The 19,547-nt window shown below is 68.6% G+C and carries 18 protein-coding genes; 4 read left to right on the top strand and 14 right to left on the bottom strand.

Annotated features, from left to right (window positions below; translation table 11 throughout):
• The coding region (locus AC3WOS_RS10630; RefSeq protein ID WP_492715905.1) for a hypothetical protein at positions 1–255 on the top strand (255 nt) is incomplete at its 5' end.
• A gap of 28 nt (positions 256–283) precedes the next feature.
• A complete protein-coding gene (locus AC3WOS_RS10625) occupies positions 284–610 on the top strand; it encodes a hypothetical protein (RefSeq protein WP_492715904.1) in 327 nt (108 codons plus the stop codon).
• A 57-nt stretch (positions 611–667) separates the two neighbouring features.
• Here AC3WOS_RS10625 and AC3WOS_RS10620 read toward each other — a convergent pair whose 3' ends face one another.
• From AC3WOS_RS10620 to AC3WOS_RS10580, 9 genes are all read right to left on the bottom strand, one after another.
• Positions 668–3,829, bottom strand: coding sequence for a patatin-like phospholipase family protein (locus AC3WOS_RS10620; RefSeq protein WP_492715903.1), 3,162 nt, complete (start codon positions 3,827–3,829; stop codon positions 668–670).
• A gap of 291 nt (positions 3,830–4,120) precedes the next feature.
• Positions 4,121–5,485: a sulfite reductase subunit alpha gene (locus AC3WOS_RS10615; RefSeq protein WP_492715909.1), complete on the bottom strand. Its 1,365-nt coding sequence runs from the start codon at positions 5,483–5,485 to the stop codon at positions 4,121–4,123.
• On the bottom strand, positions 5,482–6,651 hold the full coding sequence (locus tag AC3WOS_RS10610) for an FAD:protein FMN transferase (protein WP_492715902.1): 1,170 nt from the start codon (positions 6,649–6,651) through the stop codon (positions 5,482–5,484). Before AC3WOS_RS10610 ends, AC3WOS_RS10615 begins: the two co-directional genes overlap by 4 nt.
• A gap of 15 nt (positions 6,652–6,666) precedes the next feature.
• A complete protein-coding gene (locus tag AC3WOS_RS10605) occupies positions 6,667–7,494 on the bottom strand; it encodes a DUF4198 domain-containing protein (protein WP_492715901.1) in 828 nt (275 codons plus the stop codon).
• A gap of 8 nt (positions 7,495–7,502) precedes the next feature.
• Positions 7,503–8,018 carry a DUF2271 domain-containing protein gene (locus AC3WOS_RS10600; RefSeq protein WP_492715900.1) on the bottom strand — a complete coding sequence of 172 codons (516 nt, stop codon included), beginning with the start codon at positions 8,016–8,018 and terminating at the stop codon, positions 7,503–7,505.
• 19 nt (positions 8,019–8,037) lie between these two features.
• Positions 8,038–8,685 (bottom strand): PepSY-associated TM helix domain-containing protein, encoded by a 648-nt coding sequence (locus AC3WOS_RS10595; RefSeq protein ID WP_492715899.1) that lies wholly within the window; start codon positions 8,683–8,685, stop codon positions 8,038–8,040.
• A gap of 276 nt (positions 8,686–8,961) precedes the next feature.
• Complete coding sequence (locus tag AC3WOS_RS10590; RefSeq protein ID WP_492715898.1) at positions 8,962–9,315, bottom strand: KGG domain-containing protein; 354 nt, start codon at positions 9,313–9,315, stop codon at positions 8,962–8,964.
• Between the two features lie 211 nt (positions 9,316–9,526).
• The gene (locus AC3WOS_RS10585; RefSeq protein ID WP_492715896.1) at positions 9,527–10,318 is read right to left on the bottom strand and encodes a helicase-related protein; all 792 of its coding nucleotides are present in this window, start codon (positions 10,316–10,318) and stop codon (positions 9,527–9,529) included.
• Positions 10,319–10,480: 162 nt separating this feature from the next.
• Positions 10,481–11,458, bottom strand: a complete 978-nt coding sequence (locus AC3WOS_RS10580; protein WP_492715895.1) for an aldo/keto reductase — start codon at positions 11,456–11,458, stop codon at positions 10,481–10,483.
• A gap of 100 nt (positions 11,459–11,558) precedes the next feature.
• Here AC3WOS_RS10580 and AC3WOS_RS10575 point away from each other — a divergent pair, with 100 nt between their 5' ends.
• Positions 11,559–12,437 (top strand): LysR family transcriptional regulator, encoded by an 879-nt coding sequence (locus AC3WOS_RS10575; protein ID WP_492715893.1) that lies wholly within the window; start codon positions 11,559–11,561, stop codon positions 12,435–12,437.
• Positions 12,438–12,561: 124 nt separating this feature from the next.
• On the opposite strand, the gene AC3WOS_RS10570 is transcribed toward AC3WOS_RS10575, so the two are convergent.
• Complete coding sequence (locus AC3WOS_RS10570) at positions 12,562–13,305, bottom strand: GntR family transcriptional regulator (protein WP_492715891.1); 744 nt, start codon at positions 13,303–13,305, stop codon at positions 12,562–12,564.
• Between the two features lie 327 nt (positions 13,306–13,632).
• On the opposite strand from AC3WOS_RS10570, the gene AC3WOS_RS10565 reads away from it, so the two are divergent.
• Complete coding sequence (locus AC3WOS_RS10565; RefSeq protein ID WP_492715889.1) at positions 13,633–16,290, top strand: TonB-dependent receptor; 2,658 nt, start codon at positions 13,633–13,635, stop codon at positions 16,288–16,290.
• A gap of 200 nt (positions 16,291–16,490) precedes the next feature.
• On the opposite strand, the gene AC3WOS_RS10560 is transcribed toward AC3WOS_RS10565, so the two are convergent.
• From AC3WOS_RS10560 to AC3WOS_RS10545, 4 genes are read right to left on the bottom strand one after another with little or no spacing between them, the layout of a single operon-like run.
• Entirely contained in the window at positions 16,491–17,768 is a 1,278-nt protein-coding gene (locus tag AC3WOS_RS10560; protein WP_492715908.1) for an RNA polymerase sigma factor, read from the bottom strand.
• Between the two features lie 2 nt (positions 17,769–17,770).
• Entirely contained in the window at positions 17,771–18,571 is an 801-nt protein-coding gene (locus AC3WOS_RS10555; RefSeq protein ID WP_492715888.1) for a YciI family protein, read from the bottom strand.
• A 17-nt stretch (positions 18,572–18,588) separates the two neighbouring features.
• A complete protein-coding gene (locus AC3WOS_RS10550; protein ID WP_492715886.1) occupies positions 18,589–19,011 on the bottom strand; it encodes a YciI family protein in 423 nt (140 codons plus the stop codon).
• 15 nt (positions 19,012–19,026) lie between these two features.
• Positions 19,027–19,500 carry a VOC family protein gene (locus AC3WOS_RS10545; protein WP_492715885.1) on the bottom strand — a complete coding sequence of 158 codons (474 nt, stop codon included), beginning with the start codon at positions 19,498–19,500 and terminating at the stop codon, positions 19,027–19,029.
• Positions 19,501–19,547 lie beyond the last annotated feature (47 nt).

Genomic DNA, 19,547 nt, shown 5'->3' with positions numbered 1-19,547 from the left:
AACTACCCTGTGCCACGCCAGCACGGAAGCCTTAATTCGTCCCTTGACAGCGGGCGGCTAATGGGCGTCCCCATTTTTCCGATTTTGGGAAATGGGGTACGTCCCCATTTTTCCTCCCCATTTTTCCCCATTTTCCCGGTTCCCGGCGGAGCCACGCTCACTATGGTTACCCTGCCCCACGGCGAGAAAGGACTTGCATTTCCGTTCACTTCGCCCAATAATACAAATGAGAATCATTCTCATTTGATGACTTGATCCATCCTCTTAGCCGGCAGGAACTTCCATGACTCCAAAGCACTGCAATCCGATTTTCCATGCGCCTGAACCGGGCGCCCAAGCACCGGACTTGATGTTGTCGTCCGTGCTGCATTTGATGTCGCATTACACGGCCAGCGCGGCCGACGATGGCGCCTGCGTCAAGCTCGCTTCCGTCATCGAGCGCCATCTGCACGCCCTGTCCGACCTGCCCGGCCTGGCGCCCGTACTCAGCGCCACTTGCCAGCAGCTGGCCGAACAGTGGTCCACCGTCGTCGAGCGCAAGCTGGAACGCAGCGGTAACGTCACGTTGCTGGGCCGGCTGTTGGGGCGCCCAGGCGGTGCCGCCCATTAAAGCGGTCGCCCGCTCTCCGGCTTTTCCGCCCCGCTCGCCATCCCGTCTGCCGCCCCGTCAATGCAGTACGGGCGGCGCCGGCTGGCGACGCCGCACGCGCACGCCGGCCGCCGGCGGCATGCGCAGCCGCCTTACCATGGCCGGCAACGCCTGCGGTGCGCCGCGGGCCGTGCCATGCTGCGAGCGGCGCCGTTCGATGAATGGCCGGCGCGGCTGCGCGGGCTGGGCCGGCTGGGGCGCGCCGGCCGGCTGATGCATGCGCGCCAGCAACAGCGCCAGCCGGCCTATCCGGTGCCGCAACACGGTGCCGTCGGCCGCCCGCACAGCCGCCCCTTGCGCCGCCGCCGACAGCGCGCTGCGCGCGATCTGGCAACCGAGCGTGCGGTAGCTTTCGAACTGGTCTTCATCGAACCATTGGTCGGCCGTGGACTGGTGGGGAAACTCGGGATGGGTCTTGCTGTAGTTGAGCACGTCCGCGTTCTCCCCGCCCGTGATGGCCGGCTTGATATACAGCAGCACGCCATCCTGGCCCCGGCCGTCGGCCGCCCGGTACTGGATGTGGCCCGTGACGAAGCTGGCGCCCAGCGCACCGCCGCCCACCGGCGGCACAATGCGGCGCGCATCGAGCACGATGGGCACGTGCAAGTCCGTGTAGCACTTGCGGATGGCATTGCCCAGGTCTTCGAACACGAACTTTTCATCGCAGCTGGCGTCCACGGCCACCACCAGCCGGCAGCGCCGGCGCACCAGCTCGTACAGACCCAGGTTCTCGAAATGGCCGCCATCGGACAGGTAAAGGAAGTCGGCGTTGGTGTCCGTCAGCCCGAACAACTCGGCCAGGATGCTGAGCAGACCGATGCGGGGCGACGAACTTTGCCAGTATTTTTCCTTGATGGGGTTGGGCGACCAGCGCCCCAGCCGCAAGTTAAACAGCGTCATGAGGAAGGTCAGCGGCGGCGACGAGTGGTAGCCCATATTGGGACTGGCCGCCGCGCCCGACACGGCCACCGCCATGCCCAGCTTGACGATGGCATCGTCGTCGCGGAACATGGACGGCCGCGACGCGTAATCCTCGCTGGGCCGGTAGCAGCCGCGGTGGTTGCCGGGCGTGAGCCGGTCCGGCGACGGCATGGCCGGCATGTCGTAGCCGCTGTAGCCGGGCGACAGGCAGAACGCGGCCGCCTTGCGGGTCTGCCACGCCAGCTCCTTGCCGTTGACCATGTTGAGCGCCGCATTGATCAGGTGATAGGGCCGCTGCAGCGGGGCCGCCGCGGCCGGGTCGGCCTTGCGCAGCAGTGAGTGCAGGGGTGGATCGTCGGCCGGGTCGAAGCCGGTGAACGGATGGGGACTGCGCTGCGGATTGCTGGCGCCGAAATAGGCGCGCACCAGCCGCATGCGGTACATCATGTAGAGCGAGAACTTGTTGATGTCGACCCGCCAGCCCAGCACCAGCGCCACCACGCTGAAGGTGGCCAGCAGCACCAGCACGTGGCCTTGAGCGGCACCGACCGTGGCAGCGAAATAGGCATCGTAATATGCCCACAGCGGTGCGCTGGCGGCCCGCTGCACCAGGGCTGGCGCCACCAGGAATTGCAGCCAGATAGTCAGCACGCCCACGATCACCAGCGTGAAGCCATACGGCGCCACCTTGGCCACCAGTTCCAGCCGGGACGGCGAACCGGGCTTGCCGGTGGCGCTGCCGCTGCTGGACTTGAGACCAATCAGCGTGACGAGCGTGGTCAGCGCCGCGCCCGCGCTGCTGGTGCGCCAGTATTGGGTGAAGCCCCAGTCCAGCAGCGGCGGCAGGTAGAACGCGAACATGAACAGGGCCAGCCACCCCAGGCTGAAGATGAAGGTCCAGGCCCCCTGGCGGGCCCACCACTCGCGGCTGGGGTCGCGGTACATGCGGCCGATCAGGCCTATCATCAGCGTGATGGTCACCCCGAACAGGGCCAGCAGCAGCGGCATGCCCAGGCTGGTCAGCTGCACGGCATCGACCGGCACGGGACCGGCCCGGTGCGCCATCGACAGCGTCTTCAGCAGCAGCAAGGTGGCCACGCCCAGCGCGCCGACCGCGCACAGCAAATGGCCCAGCCCTTCCAGCCAGATCTTGGACGGCGGGTCCGTCTCGCCCTGGGGTATCAGCTGGGCGGCGCGATGGTTGAGCCACTGCGCCGTGCCCCAGCCCGCCACCCAGACGAGAAAATACACGGCGCCGGGCAGCAGCAGCCAGCTGTAGGGATACTGGGCCAGGCCGTCCGGCAGGTCGTCCCAGAACGCGATCAGCTGCACGTGGTACTGCCACACGGCCAGGCTGCCCAGGAAGGCCGACACCATCAGCGGCAGGCAGATGCAGAGCAGGACGTTGCCCTGGTCTTGCGGCAGCCAGCTGCCCGGCGGCGGCCGGCCCTTGCGCGATATGCTCAGCGCCATGAAGTACACGGCCAGCAGGAACAGGCCGACGGCGCACGGCGCCGTGTAGCGGCCCGGGTCCGTCATCTCGTGCGCCACCAGGGCAGTGAGCAGGCGCGGCAGCAGGAACAGGGCCGCCAGCCATGCCGTCAGCAGGCTCAGATTGAGCAAGGTGTTGCGGGCGTAAGTGCAGATCAGGGTCCAGGTATCGGCGCTGAACATGCCGCTGGCCGGCGTCAGGTAATGGCTGTACTGGCGCAGGAACTGCACCGGCACCGGCTCGCTGCGGGCGGCGCCACCGGGGCCGTCCGGCGCCAGCGCTTGCTCCACGGCCGCCACTTCGCCGCCCAGTTCCTTGATCCAGCGCGACAGCCAGCCGCCGATGTAGCCGCCGCCCGACACGGTCGACAGGTAGTCGAAATCGCGCAGCAGGCGCAGCTCGGCCAGCGCCTGCAGCACGCCCAGGTTGAAGGTGGCGCTGCGGATGCCACCGCCGGAAAAGGCCAGCCCGGCCAGCTTGTGGCGCTGGGCACGGCGGTAGACCTCGGACAGGCGGGCGGGCCGTGCGCCGCCCAGGTCGCCGTCCAGCGCGTCTAGCTCGAACTGGAACACTTCGCTGAACACGGTGCCGGCGCGCGCATTCAGGCGCGGCCACGGGTCGTCCGTCTGCTGCAGGTTTTCGGCGCGGCGAAAGCGCTCCATCGCCAGCGTGAAATCGGCGCTGGCGCCATAGCCCAGGCTATCGAGCTTGCGGATCAGGTTTTGCCGCAGTTCGTCGGGCGCTGCAGCGATGGCTTCGGTCGGCATGGCAAACTCCCTGCGCGCGGGAGCCGGCGCGGCGGCGACAGCGGCGCAGCATCACGGTACCGGTCCCGGCGCCGCGATGGAGGTGACATTTCACTATAGGCCGTAGGGTGGCGCAGAAAGTACACACAATATCACCGCCGCGCGCCGCGGTTCGCACGCTTGCGCGCGAGCCCGGGCGGGCAAGCTCACGTCCCCGCTCCCCTCATGCCGCGCGCACGCGCGCCCACGTCAGCCCCTCGCACATGCGCGCGCTTGTGCGCCCGCCGGTGCGCGCTTGCGCTCGCCCGCAGCTTAATAGACGTCGCGCCGGTAGCGTCCGTCCGCCGTCAAGGCGCTGAGCCGCACCGGGCCCAGTATCTGTTCCAGCGCCTGGTCGACGCCGGCCGCCATGCCCTCCAGGCTGCCGCACACATAGATGGCCGCTCCCTGCTCCACCCACGCGGCCAGCTCGTCGGCATTGCCCAGCAAGCGGTCCTGCACGTACAGGCGTTGTGACTGGTCGCGCGAGAACACCATGTCCAGCCGCGGCAGTACGCCGGCACGCTGCCACGCTTCCAGCTCCGCCCGGTAGTGGAAATCGTGGGCCGCGTGGCGCTCGCCGAACAGCAGCCAGTTGCGGTGCTGTCCCGCCTGCGCCCGCGCCTTCAGGTGGCCGCGCAGGCCCGCCATGCCGCTGCCGTTACCGATCAATATCAACGGCCGCTCGCTGTTCTGCTCCAGCCGGAAGCGGCGATGGGGCCGCAACCGCAGCTGCACCGTCTGGCCCACGGCGGCCTGCAGCGCCAGCCAGCCCGACGCCAGCCCATAGCTGCCGTCGCCATGGGTGTGCAGGCGCACCAGCAAATGCAGGCGGCCGTCGGCCGGGATGGAGGCGATGGAATAGGTGCGCGGATGGTCGCCGTCGGCCGGCGCCGCCACCTGCGCCAGGTCGCCCGACTGCCACTGCGGCAGCGGCCCGTCCTGCGGTTCCAGTTCCAGGTGGTAGAGCGGCGCGCCAGCGCTGTCCGGATTGAGCAGCTCGCGTGCGGCCAGCCGCCACGGCGCGAACGGCGGCGCCTCCCAGTCGGGCGCGTCGCTGGTGCCGGCCAGGGTGCTCAGTTGATGGCGCCACGCGGTGATGGCGGCCGCGTCGCCCCGGTCCACCTCGATGCGGGGAAACAGCGGCTGCGCGCCCTGCTGCTGCAGCCAGGCGTCGAGCGCGCGGCCGAAACCGCAGAAGTGGCGATAGTGGCGGTTGCCCAGCGCCAGCACGGCGTAATGGAGCCGGGGCAGATCCAGTTCGCCGCCCATCACGCGGCTGACGAAGGGAACGGCGGCGTCCGGCGGATCGCCCTCGCCGCTGGTGCTGGCGACGAACAGCACACGCTCGGCCTGGCGCAACTGGGCCGCGTCGAGTTCGGCCAGCGCGCACAGGCGCACCGGCATGCCGGCCAGCTGCAAGGTGGCGGCCGTCTGCGCCGCCAGTGCTTCCGCGCTGCCGCTCTGGCTGGCGTGCACCACCAGGCAGGCGCGGCTCGCGGCGGCAGCGGCGGCGGCCTCGCGCGCCGCGCGGCGCTGGCGGCGCACGCGCAGCAGCGGGGCCAGGCAAATCAGGATGAACGCAGCCAGCAGCGCGGCGGCCAGCAGCAGGCGTAGGGGATCGTTGGTCAGCATCAGTCTTCCAGCATGGCGCGCATGGCGCTGCTCAGGGTTTCGGTCCAGCCGTGCGCGCCGCGCCGCACGAAGCGCGCGGCCAGGCCCAGCCGCTCGGCCAGCGCCATGCCCGCCTCCGGTCCCAGCACGGTGAGCGCCGTGGACCAGGCGTCGGCCGCCATGCACTGCGCATGCACGACGGTGACGGAGGCGAGGCCGTTGGCGATCGGCAGGCCGCTGCGCGGGTCGATGGTGTGAGGATAGCGCTGACGCTCGTGCTCGAAATAGCGCCGGTAGTCGCCCGAGGTGGCGACGGCCAGGCCGTGCAGGGCCAGCAGCAGTTCATCGGGCGGCGCCGGGGGCGCAGGTGTGGCCATGCCGGCAGCGTGCACCGCTGCGCCGCCGGCGTTGTTGATGGCGCCGTCCTCGACGAAGGGGGCACCATCGTCACTGAAGGCTGCGCCGTCGTCGCTGACGGCGGCATCGACAGCGCCGGACATGGCATTGCTAGCTGCTGCACCGTCCGCGTGTTCCAGCGCCACCCACCATGGCTGCCCGTCCGGCTTGACGCCGGCGCCGCGCAGTTCGCCGCCCACTTCGACCAGGTAGTGGCGGATGCCCTGCCCGTCCAGGTAGCGCGCCAGGCAGTCCACGCCATAGCCCTTGGCCACGGCCGACAAGTCCAGCAGCAGCCCTCCCGGCTGGCGGGCGCGCCGGCCGGCATGATCGAGTTCCAGCGCCAGCCCCGCCTGCGCCGCGTGCAGCGCGCGCGCTTGCGCGTGGCTGGGCGCCGTAAAGCCGGGCTGGTCGTAGCGTGCTTCCGGCCCGAAGCCCCACAGGTTGACCAGCGCGCCGGCGCCCGGATCGCAGGCCCCGCCGGAAGCGGCATACACGCCCTGGGCGAACGCCAGCACGTGGAAAAATTCCGCCGGCAGCGCATGCCAGCTGCCGGCCGGGGCCCGGTTGAAGCGGCCCAGGTCGGAGTCCGCCTCCCAGTGGCTCATCTGCGCCACCACCCGATCCAGCTTTTGCTGCAACCCCAGGCGCAGCGCGGGCAGCGCTTGCGCGCCGCGCAGGGCCAACCGCACGGTCCAACCCGTGCCCATGCTGTGGCCGGCCAGCGTATGCACGGTGGCGCCGGCCGGCGCGGCCTCAGGGTCGATATGGGGCGGCAGCAATACCCGGCGCATCACGGAGTCCGGCCCTTACTGGGGCAGCACTTCCACCGTGGCCGCGTAGGTCACGCGGCGGGGCGGCAGCTGCGGCGGCTGGCCGGCCGCGGCCGGCGCGGCGGCCGGCCAGCTGGTGCTGACCAGGTACATGCCGGCGGCGGGAATGGTGAAAGCGGCTTCGCCGTTGGCGTCCGTGGCCAGCCGGATCTCGCCCAGCGTGCCCCGGTAGCGCACGCCGCCCGGCACCAGGCTGAAGCCCAGCCCGGCCGCCGGTTTGCCGTCGAGCAGGAAACGCCAGCGGGCCTGTTCGCCCGTCCGCATGTCGTTCGGGTGGCTCAGCGGCACCAGTTCCAGGCCCACGCCGGTGGGCTTGAACACGGCCAGGTCCGTCTTGCCGGCCGAAACGAAGGTTTCCAGCCGGCCGTAACTGCGGGTAACTGTCAGGCCCGGCGCGTTGGCCGGCACGTCGTGCGCGAACGCCTGTTCCGTGCCGCGAAAGCGCTTGAGCTCGCCGCTGGCTCCATCCTTGTAGCTGGCCATGACCATCTGCGTCACCAGGCTGACCTTGTAGGTGCCCGGCTTGGCCAGCTTGAGGTCGAAGGTGCTGCGCAGCCGGCCCGTGACGGCGTGTTCCAGCGTCACGGCGGCGCCGTCCGGGCCGGTGGCGACGATACCGTCCAGCTTGAGGGGTTGGTGGTCGATGTCGAACAAGCCTTCCGAAATGGCGGCATCGACCGTCACCCACGGGTCGCTGCTGTCGACCATGGTGGACGACGGCAGCAGCCATGGACGGTGGGCATGGGCGTTCAGGGCCAGGCTAGCCAGGGCCAGCGCGGCCAGCGTACGTTTCAAGGTGAGCATGGTGATCCTTACGGTTTCAATTGCACTTGCACGGCGCCCAGCTCTTCCTTGCCGTGGGCGGTGAGAGTCTGCGCCGCTTTCGGCGGCCATTGCAGCGGCACCTTGACCAGCTCGCGTCCGCCCGCCTCGCGCGCCACTTCCAGCACCAGCTGGTAGGGCCCGGCCGGTAGCTTGTCGAGCGCGGCCTTGGCCACGGGGAAGGTCAGCGTGTATTCGCCGGGGCCGCGGGTGGCGCCGCTCACGCCGTCGGCCGGCACGCCCAGGTCGCGCCCCGCCTTGCGCCACCACTGGCGCAAGTCCTTCAGGTACTTGGCGCCGCCCTGGTTGGGCTTGCGCACGTCGTACAGCACGGTCAGGTTAGCCACCACTTGCTGCTCCGCGTTCTCCATCCACGCCGCCAGGTAGGGCCGGTGATATTCGGCCACGTTCAGTTGCGGCACGTCGATCTTGACGGCCAAGTCGGCCGCCAGGGCCGATGCGCTGATCAGCGGCACGCTGAGGGCGATGGAATAACGTAGTTTCATGGGATACCTGTTAGACGAATCAATGGATGAACAGCAGTGCGATCAGGCACGGCACGACGATCCCCAGCCCCACCATGGGCCAGGTGTAAGGCCGGTTGACGGCATGGAATTTCAGGATCAGCAGCCCAGTCAGGCAGAACACGAGGCAGGTGGCGGCAAAGGCGTCGATGAACCAGTTCCACGCCGGCCCCGTGTTGCGGCCCTTGTGGACATCGTTCAGCCACGAGATCCAGCCGCGGTCCGTGTTTTCGTATTCGGCCGTGCCCTCGTCGAGCGCGATGCGCACCCAGGCGTCGCCGCCGGCCTTGGGCAGGGGCAGGTAGATTTCGTCGGCCGACCATTCGGCCGCGCGGCCGGCCACCTGCAGCCGCCAGGTGGCGCCCAGCCATTGTTCGGCCGCGGCCGGCAGGGCCAGCTTGGCGCCGTCCTGCCCGGTCGCCGCGCTGCGCAGGCTGGCGGCCAGCGCGGCGGGCAAGGTGGCCTGCAGGCGCGTGACGACGGGCCGGGCTTCGATCTGGGCGGAATGGTTCAAGGTGATGCCGGTGATGCTGAACAGCAGCATGCCCAGAAGACAGAGGGCGGAACTGATCCAGTGCCACTGGTGCAGCTGCCGCAGCCAGACGGACCGGCTGGCCTGCCGCGACGGTGCGGCCTGTGATGCGCTCAATTGACGTCCTTTATGCGTGCGTGGTGCGGAGCGGAGCCGGACAGCCCATAGCGCCCGGCCATAATCGGCAAATGATAATGATTATCATTTGCAAAGTCAACCGTGGAATGGATCGGGACTTGCCCGCCCGCTACTCTAGCGCAACTGGGGGAGTACGCAACAGGAGGCAGATCATGGGACGCCCAAATGGCGCCCGCAAGCAAAAAAAGAAATCCACAAGCACGCTTGCGGATTCCTTTTTCTTACATGTCCGGACTGGCCGGCATGGTGGTGGGCTTAAGGTTTGGTATTGCCGCCGGAACGGTTGCCGCTACGCTCGTTACGCTCGGCATCTTCGCGCGTGGCGCTCTGGCTGCTGCCGCCGCCGCTGCGCGAAGCGCTACTGCCGGTGCTGCTCTGTTTGCTGCCCTGGTCGTTCTTGTGGCTCATGCTGCCGGCCCGGCGTGCCTCTTCCGAGGTAAATTCATGTGCCGTGCCTTTCTCATGGGCGGCCCGGCCGCCTTCGCTGGCAATTTCACGCTGCTGTGCCGGGTCCATGGAGGCGAACCCGCGCTTGCTGGTGTCGCTTTGCTTGCTGCCCCCCTGACTGCCTTGTTTGCTGCCGGGGTTATCCTGGTTTGAGGTGGCCATGATGTGCTCCTGATGTCATGCATCCTTGCAGATGGGTGGATGAAAAGCCTCTGCACGGACACCGGGCCGGCTCACTGGCTGGCCCGGCGCCCGGTAGGAGGAGCATTCATGTTAGTGCATGACCCATCGGCCGGGCATAGGACATGCCCAAGTGTGGCTGTAGGAGCAGTCCGGCGGGCGGTATCAACGCGGCGGTAAGCATCTCTTAGCTTCAGCGCGCTTGCACGAATTCCGCCATGAACGTTTTGCTGCTGTCCTCAGGAAACGCGATGGCGATGCGTTCGCCGGCCACCGTCAGCAGGGCGGCCAGGTCCAGGGCCCTGGCTGGCAACGGCAGCGGCAAGTCGGCATCGGGGCCGCAGCAATGGTCGCACTGGCCGCAGGCATCCCACCCTTCCGCGGCGGCCCCCAGGCCGTCGAGCAGCAGCTGCCAGCGGCAGGCGCCGCCCTGCAGATAGGCGGCCAGCGGCGCCGTCGCGCCGCGCCCGCTATGCGGCAGGGCCAGCAGCGAACACTGGGCCGGCAGCCCGTCGCGCCCGGCCCGGCCCGATTCGCGGTAATACGCTTGCAGGCTGGCGGGCAGGCGCAGGTGGATCACGAAGCGGATATCGTGCCGGTCCATGCCGCCGCCAAAGGCGGGGGTGGCCACCATCACGCGCCGCGCGCCCTGCCGGAACTGGCGCAGCCGCAGCCGGCGCGTGGCCGGCGGCAGGCGCCCGTGGTAGCTGCAGGCGCTGTCGCCCGCGTCGCGCAGCTGGCGGCACAGGCGCTCGGCCGTGGCCATGGTGTCCACATGGACGATGCCGGCGCCCGGCGTGTCGTGCACCAGCCGCAGCGCCGCCGCATAGCGCGCTTCCGGGTTGGTGAACTGCAGCACGCGGTAATGCAGGTTGGGCCGGTACAGGCCGGCATCGATCACTTCCGCGCCCGCGCCGTCCGCCGGCATCGCTTGCTGGCTGCGCACAACAGCCGGCCCGGCGGCCTCCGTCTTTCTCGTCACCATACCCTACCCCCGATGCGCTATCAACGACAGACTTCGCCCTGCATGGGGCGAGGTTCAGCCCACAGAGTAAACGCCTCGGTTGTGACACGCTATCGGATGCCGCCCCGGTGTGGGATCAGATAATCCCCGGGGCCGGCTAGGAATGCGCCCAGCGCGCCCGGGTCAGGCGTCCAGCCCCGCCATGCCGGCCTCGCTGTAGCGTTCGCCGCTGGCCATGCCCGGCGGCAAAGCCGCGGCGATGCGGGCACAGTCGGCCGCGCTCAGGCGCACGTCCAGCGCGCCCAGGTTGTCGCGCAGATAGGCGATGCGCTTGGTGCCGGGGATGGGCACGATGTCGTCACCCTGCGCCAGCAACCAGGCCAGCGCCAGCTGGGCCGGGCTGCAGCCCAGGTCGGCCGCCAGTTCCCGCACCCGCGCCACGATGCGCTGGTTGCTGCGCAGGTTATCCTCGGCGAAGCGGGGATTGAAGCTGCGGCAATCGGTGCCGTCATAGGCAGCGGCGCTCGCCCCCGTCAGGAAACCGCGGCCCAGCGGACTGTAGGCGCAGAAGGCCGCCCCCACCTCGCGGCAAGCCTGGAGCACGCCCTGCTCCGGCTCGCGCGTCCACAGCGAGTACTCGCTTTGCACGGCCGCCACCGGATGCAGGGCCGCCGCGCGGCGCAAGGTGGCGGCCGACACTTCGCTCAGGCCGATGGCGCCGATCTTGCCCTCGCGCACCAACTCGGCCAGCGCGCCGAACGACTCCTCCAGCGGCGCCTGCGCCAGGTTCAAGCGGTGCAGATAATAAAGGTCGATATGCTCGACGCCCAGCCGCGCCAGCGAGGCTTCGCACGCCTGGCGGATGTAGGCGGCCGAATTGTCGATCCGGCGCTCATACTTGCCCGGCTCGCGCACCAGGCCGCACTTGGTGGCCACGCGGGCCCGGCCATGCTTGCCGCGCAGGAAGCGGCCCAGCAGCTGTTCGTTGTGGCCAAAGCCGTAGGAGTCGGCCGTGTCGTACAGGGTGACGCCGGCCTCCCAGGCCGCCTCCAGCGTGGCCAGCGACTGGACGTCGTCCGTGGCGCCGTAGAACTCGGACATGCCCATGCAGCCCAGGCCCAGTGCCGATACCGTCAATGCGCCGATCTTGCGTTGTTCCATGTTGTACTCCTCAGGTGGGTGGATGGAGGCCAGTCTAGCCAGCGCCCCGCACCGGTGGAATGTCCAAAAACGTGATACCTTTTTGGTATAAGGAGAACACATGAGAAAACTCGACAGCCATGCGCTGCAGATCTTTGTCGCCGTCGCCACCTGCCTGAACTTCCGCCAGGCGGCCGAGCAGCTGCACATGACCCAGCCGCCGCTGAGCCGCGCCATCCGCCAGCTGGAGACCCGGCTCGGGGTACAGCTGTTCGAGCGCGACACCCAGCACGTGGCCCTCACGCCGGCCGCGCGCCAGCTGCTGCCCATGGCCCAGCAGATCCTGGCGTTGCTGGATGCGGCCGAACAGGCCATGCGCCAGCATCCGGCGCCCAGCCGCCTGCGCCTGGGCCTGACCTCGTCGGTGGAATCGGACCTGTTCCGCCCGTTCACGGAAGCCGTGGCGGCCGCCTTGGGCGCGGCGCTGGAACCCGTGTTCGCCACCTCGCCCCAGCTGGTGGCCAGCCTGCGCGCGGGCCGGCTGGACGCGGCCGTGATCGCCCTGCCCACGGCCACCCGCGAACTGACCGTGCAGGCGCTGGCACGGCAGCCGATGCTGGCCGCCCTGTCCAGCCGCCACCCGCTGGCGCGGCGGCGCACGCTGACGCTGGCCGACCTGGCCGGCGAGCCCGTGTACTGGTTCGAGCGGGCCCGCCAGCCCGCCTTCTTCGACCACTGCCATGCCGTGTTCAAGCGCCACCACTTCGCGCCCGCCTTCGTGCGCGAACCGCACGACCATCACATCCTGCTCAGCGACGTGGCGGCCGGCAAGGGCGTCGCCCTGCTGCCCGCCTCGTTCGCGGCGCTGCGCCGCAGCGGCGTGGCCTACCGCAAGCTGGCCGAGGGCGATGAGCTGGCGGCCCGGCTGGGCCTGGTGGTCGCGCCCGGCCACCCGTCCGCCGCCATGCTGGCCGCGCTGGCGCAGCGCACGCTGGCGTGACGGCCCGCGGCGGCCGTCTTGCAAGACCCCGGGAGTCGGCCGCGAAACGCGTGACGGCTGCGGCCGCCCTCCCCCACGGCGCCTGCTCCGGCCAGGCGCTGCGTGCCGGCCAGCGGCGGCAGTCTCACACCGTGCTGAGCTCGGCCACGAAATCATAGGCATCGCCGCGGAAATAGCTGCGGCAGCATTCCACCACCCGGCCGTCGTGCAGCAGGCCCAGGCGCTCGATGGCCAGTCCCGCGTCGCCCTCGCGCGCGTCGAGCAAACGCGCCTGCTCGGCCGTGAGCAGCAGCGCCGACAGCCGCTGCAACGCGCGCACGGGCCGGTTGCCCGTCTGCGCCAGCGCCGCATACAGCGACTGGTCCACCGCCTCCAGCGACGGCAGGCAGCTGGCCGCCACCGTCGCATATTCCACGCACATGGGCACATCGTCGGCGTAACGGAGGCGGTGGAAGCGGTACACAGGGTCGCCGGGGCTGAGCCGCAGCCGCATGGATTCGGCCGGCGTGACCGTGCCGGCGCTGCGCTGCAGCCAGGCGCTGCGGGGTTGCCGGCCGCGCGCCCGCATGTCTTCCGAGAACGACGTCAGGCGCGCGAAATTCTGTTCGATGCGGCTGTGATTGACGAAATTGCCGGACCCGGGCCGGCGCACCAGCAAGCCTTCGGTCACCAGCCCGTCGAGCGCCTTGCGCACCGTCAGGCGCGACACGGCCAGGTCGCTGGCCAGCTTGCGCTCGGGCGGCAGGGCGTCGTCCGGCCGCAGCACCCGCTGCCGGATCGCCTCGCGCAGCGCGCGCTGCAACTGCTGGTACAGCGGCAAGGTGCTGCCCGCGCTCAACACCTCCATCAGCTTGCCCAAAGTCGCCATCCATCCCCCGCTGTGCCGTCACCGCGTTAATACCAAAACCGTACCGAATGCCAAAGAAATGATAACTAAAATACATTATTTTGCACCAGTATGGTGAAAACATGGGGGTGTATTTTGTTTTTCTTATCAAATTGATGTGTAAAAAACGCAACGTTTCATATATTTATCAAACTGGTAGTACTTTGGTATCTAAAATTGCAGTATATTGGCGTCGAACTGGTTCTGTTGTTAGTCATGCAAGGGGAAAGCCGGCCGGCGCCGCCGTGGCGCGACCGGCATTCATGCGAAAAACGAAGGCCCGTGCCAGGGCCGCTTTGGAGATTTGTAATGAGTGTCGAATTGAATGCAAGCAAACGCGGCGCCGTCCGCCTGACGCCGATCGCCGCCGCCATCGGCCTGCTGATGCTGGGCGCCGCGCTGCCGGGCCAGGCCCAGCAAGCGCCCGCCCCCGAGCAGGGCGCGGTCATCACCGTATCCGGCGTGCGGGCCGCGCTGGAACAGTCGCTGAAACAGAAACGCAACGCCGACTCCGTGGTCGAAGTGGTGACGGCCGAAGACATCGGCAAGATGCCCGACAAGAACGTGGCCGACGCCATCCAGCGCCTGCCCGGCGTGAACATCCAGTCCTCGGCCGGCGGTGAAGGCGGTTTCGGCGAGAACGACCGCGTCAGCCTGCGCGGCACCAGCCCCAGCCTGCAGCAAACCCTGTTCAACGGCCACGCCATCAGCACCGGCGACTGGTTCGTGCTGAACCAGTTCGGCGGCTCCGTGGGCCGCAGCAGCAGCTTCTCGCTGCTGCCGTCGGAACTGGTGGGCTCCATCGTCGTGCACAAGAGCCAGACGGCCGACCTGGTGGAAGGCGGCGTATCGGGCGCGATCGACGTCATCACCCGCCGTCCGCTGGACTTCAAGAAGCCGCTGACGGTGGAAGCGTCGGTGCAGGCGGCCTACAACGACCTGGCGGGCAAGACGGAACCGCAATTTTCCGGCCTGATCAACTGGAAGAACGACGACAAGACGGCCGGCGTGCTGCTGCAGGCGTTCTCGGAAAAGACGCGCGTGCGCCGCGACGGCCAGGAAATCCTCGGCTACTCGACCATTTCCCCCACCAGCGCCGCCGCCAAGGCCAACCCTGCCCTGGCCGGCCTGCGCGTGCCCACCTTCATCGGCGCCACCCTGTTCGAGCAGACCAAGAAACGTGAAGGCGGCGCCTTCGACGTGGAAGTACGCCCCATCAAGGAACTGACGCTGGACGTGAACGGCTTCTACTCCAAGCTGAGCGCCCCGCACCAGAACACCAACTTCCTGGCCGCGCCGGCCAACTCGATCAACCGCGACGGCCTGATCCCGACCGCCTACACGGTGGCCAACGGCACCCTCAACTCGGCCAGCTTCACCAGCAATTCGGGCGAGGTGGACAACATCTACCGTCCCGACGCGGGCGGCGAATCGTGGTACGTGGACGCCAACTTCAAGTACCGCGCCACGCGCGACCTGACCATTACCGGCATGGGCGGCGCCACCCACGGCGTGGGCTTCGACCGCAACGACGTCTACTACCAGAACAACGTCAACGGCGGCATGTACTACGCCTTGAACGGCCTGAGCCCGGCCAGCGTCAGCTACCCGGGCGGCACCACCGACAAACCCGGTTCCACGGCCTGGGCCGGCGGCGGCGAATCGCAGTCGGTCGACAAGGAACAATACGGCCAGCTGGACGCCGACCTGCGCATGGGTACCGGCGTGCTCGATTCGATCAAGTTCGGCGCCCGCCTGACGGACCACAAGCGCACCGCCGAGCACCCGCTGGAAACCCGCCCCGGCCCGCTGGGCTTCAGCAATCCCGGCCCGGCCTGGAGCGGCCAGATGTACCCAGGCGACTTCGGCTCCAACCTGGGCGGCAACCTGTCGTCGAATTACTTCAAGTACGACGGCGCGGCCCTGGGCGCCTGGGGCGCCGTGCCGGGCAATCGCCTGCTGGACTACACGCTGCGCCACAACTGGACCGACGAATTCCGCCTGCAGGAAAAGACGTCGGCCATCTACGGCATGGCCAACCTGCAGGGCGAAGCCTGGAGCGGCAACGTGGGCCTGCGCGCCGTGCGCACCGGGCAGACCACGGTGGTCAACCTGGCCGGCGGGCCCAACCCCGTGACGGGATCGGCCTTCGGCCCCTACACCCCGACCACGTTCGAGCGCACCTACAACGACGTGCTGCCTAGCGCCAACGTCAAGTTCGACGTCAGCCAGGACCTGGTGGTGCGCGCCGCCATCGCCCGCGCCATGTCGCGTCCCGACTACAGCGCGCTGGGCGGCTCCGTGTCGCTCAACGACGACGCCCTGAGCGGCGCCGGCGGCAACGTCAACCTCGACCCGGTACGTTCCAACAACGCCGAGGTGAGCGCCGAATGGTACTTCGCGCCCAAGTCGGCCGTGTCGGTGGGCCTGTTCTACATGGACCTGACCTCGATCGTGGCCCAGGGCACCAGCAGCGGCACCTTCTTCAACAACAAACAGAACAAGCCGACCGTGTACCAGATCACGTCGCCGTACAACACCAGCGGCAAGAACAAGGGCGTGGAACTGAGCTACCAGCAGCCCCTGTTCAGCAGCTTCGGCGCGCTGGTCAACTACACCTATGCCGATGGCGAACTGGCCGATGGCAGCGAACTGGTCAACTCGTCCAGGAGCACCTACAACGTGACGGGATTCTACGAGGACGCCAAATTCAGCGCCCGCCTGGCCTACAACTACCGCTCGGCCTACAAGGCTGGCGTGGACCGCGGCGCCAGCCAGCACGTGGCCGGCAGCGGCAACCTGGCCGCCTCGCTGAACTACAAGATCAACGAGCAACTGACGGTGACGTTCGACGCGCTGAACCTGACCAACACCACCATCAAGATGTACGCGGAGACCAAGGACCAGCCGCGCGCGTTCTACTCGAACGGCCGCACCTTCTACCTGGGGCTGCGCGGCAAGATGTAATGGCAGTACGGGCTGCCGCCCGCCGGCGGCCCATCAACAGTGTGACTCCGACGGTTCAATGCACCAGTTCATTGCGCCAGGTTTGGCAGGCCCGCCCCCTCGGGCCTGCTTTTTTTAATTGTGTTACGTCCCCATTTTTACGTCGCCGTAATTGAGATTCGGTTGCGCCCCCGGGTTCCGGGATGGCGGTATGGGTGCAGTCAGGCGCCGGAGCTGGTTGCCGCACGCGCCAGCAGCAATTCGCGCTCGCGCTGGTTCTGTGTCAGCGCGGCGGCGCGTTCGAACTCCTGTCTCGCTTCGGCCAGGCGGCCCAGCTTGGCCAGCAGGTCGCCCCGGACGCTGGGCAGCAGATGGTAGCGCTGCAACGCCGGCTCATCCAACAGGCCATCGACCACTTCCAGTCCCGCCGCCGGCCCGAACGCCATGCTCAGCGCCACGGCCCGGTTCAACTCCACGATGGGCGACGGCGCCAGCTGCGACAGCGCGTCGTACAAGGCGGCGATGCGGCCCCAGTCCGTATCGCCCCCCACCCGCGCCCGCGCATGGCAGGCGGCGATGGCGGCCTGCACGCCATATGGCCCCAGCCCGCGCCCGGTGTCCTCGGCCCGCGCCAGCGCGGCCAAGCCGCGCCGTATCAGCAGCTGGTCCCAGCGCGTGCGGTCCTGCTCCAGCAGCAGCACGGGCGCGCCGTCCGGCCCCACGCGGGCGCGGGCGCGCGAGGACTGGATTTCCATCAGCGCCACCAGACCGTGCACTTCCGGTTCGTCCGGCACCAGCTCGGCCAGGATGCGGCCCAGCCGCAGCGCTTCGTCGCACAGGGCCGGACGCATCCAGTCCGCGCCGGCGCTGGCCGCGTAGCCTTCGTTGTAGATCAGGTAGAGTACTTGCAGCACGGACCCCAGCCGCGCCATCAGCTCGTGCGCGCGCGGCACTTCGAACGGCACCCGCGCCTCGGCCAGCGTGCGCTTGGCGCGCACGATGCGCTGCGCCACCGTCGCTTCCGGCACCAGGTAGGCGCGGGCGATTTCGCCCGTGCTCAGGCCACCCAGCATGCGCAGCGTGAGCGCCACCCGGCCATCCGTGGGCAGCACCGGGTGGCAGGCCACGAACACCAGCCGCAGCACGTCGTCGCCGATGTCGTCTTCCAGCGCGCGTTCGACCTCCGCTTCCAGGTCGGGCGCCGCGTCCTGCAGCAGGCCTTCGATTTCGTAGCCGATCTGGTCCTGCTTGTCCTGCTGCAGCCGGCGCTGGCGCAGCAGGTCCAGCGCGCGGTGTTTGGCCGCCGTCATCAGCCAGGCGGCCGGGTTGTCGGGCACGCCCGTCTCCGGCCAACGTTCCAGCGCGCTGACGAGGGCGTCCTGGGCCAGCTCCTCGGCCGTGCCCACGTCGCGCAACATGCGGGCGACGGCGGCGATGATGCGGGCCGATTCGATCCGCCACACCGCCTCCACCACCCGCTCGACCGACGCCGCGGTCACCGTCACCGTCCCCGCATGTGGGCCAGCGCGGCCTGCATGCCGGTCTCCAGCTGGCCGGCGCGCATGCGCTGCTCGGCAACGCGTTCCGCTGGCGTGAAGGTGTTGATGTCGCACACCTCGCGCAACTCCAGCGTCAAGTCGCCGTCGCCCGGATAGGGATAACGCTGTATCCAGGCCAGCGCCGCCTCCGGCGAGGCGGCCTGCAACATCCAATAGCCGGCGATCAGTTCCTTCACTTCCGTGAACGGACCGTCGACCACCGTGCCCACGCCGGCGGCGAAGCGCACGCGCGCGCCGCGGACGCTGGACTTCAAGCCTTCACCGGCCAGCAACACGCCATCGCGCACGCCCTGCTCGTTGTGGCGGTTCATGGCGTCGATGGCGGCCGGCGGCGGCGCCAGGTCGCGCTCGGCGTTGGCGTCGGAGCGGATGAAGACCACGTAACGCGTCAGTTCCGGCCGCCGCTGCGGCACGTTGCCACCGGCCGTGCCGCGCTCGTCGAAGCCCACGCAGCCGCCAGGACAGCCGGCCGCGCGCAGCTCATAGACGGCATCGCCGCCACCGTCCGGCCAGTGCCGCACCTGCTCGACGGCCTCCGGCAGCGAGGCCGCCTCCAGCAATGCGAAGGCGGCCACCAGTTCGGACGGCGGAAACGGCCCCGCCTCCAGCTGCCACTGGCCGGCGCGGCGCAATAACCGCACCGCGCCCTCGCCCGCCTGCAGCGTAATGCCCGGCACGGGCAGCGCCGCCGCCTGTGCCGTCCCGGCGCACCCGTCGGCGCGGCGCATGACCATGTATGCCATGGCTAGCTCCTCCGTCGTCACGCCTGCGCCAGCTGGGCGCGCATGCGTTCTTCCTGCGCGCACAGTTCAGGCGTGGCCGCGTCGCCGAAATCTTCCATTTCGAATACCTGGCGGATTTCGATCTCGGAATCGCACTCGAAGGGGTTGGGACAGCGCCGCACCCATTCGATCGCCTCTTCCCTGGACTTGACCTGGATCAGCCAGAAACCGGCGATCAGTTCCTTGGTTTCCGCGAACGGGCCATCGACCACGGTACGCTTGTCGCCTTCGAACTTTACGCGCGCGCCGCGCGAGCTGGGGTGCAGACCTTCGCCGGCCAGCAGCACGCCGGCGTTGATCAGCTGTTCGTTGTACTTGCCCATGGCGGTCAGCAGTTCCTGGCTGGGCATCTTGCCCGCTTCCGAATCGGCTGTCGCTTTGACGATAATCATGAATCGCATGTCAGTTTCCTCCGCTTAGGCCGCACGTGGGGGCAGTTTGGCCATGCCCTCTTTGATCTGCTCCGGCGTCAGATCGCGCTTATGGGTGGCAACGGACCAGTGATGGCCGAACGGGTCGACCAGCATGCCGTAGCGGTCGCCCCAGAACATGTCCTCGACCGGCATCCTGGCCGTGGCGCCCGCCTTCACGGCCTGGGCGTAAATGGCATCGACGTCGGGCACATACAGGTGGATGGTGACGGGCGAGCCTTTCAGCGCCAGCGCACCGAAGCCGCCACATTGGGGCACGGCGTCGCACAGCATCAGGGCCGAGTCGCCGATGCGCAGCTGGGCGTGCATGATCTTGCCGTCGGGGCCGGGCAGCCGGCTCAGCTCCACGGCGTTGAAGGCTTTCTTGTAGAACTCGATGGCTTCGGCGGCGCCTTCGCAGAACAGATGGGGGGTGATCGTATGCATTCCTTCGGGAATGGCTCGTACTGGTGCAGTCATGGTGTTCTCCTTGATAGTCAGTTGGGGGAGCAGAACGATCCGGATAC

This window comes from Rugamonas sp. FW305-51 (assembly GCF_058786935.1).
The sequence above is the reverse complement of the archived record's forward strand: the minus strand, read 5'-3'. Positions and strand labels throughout refer to the sequence as shown.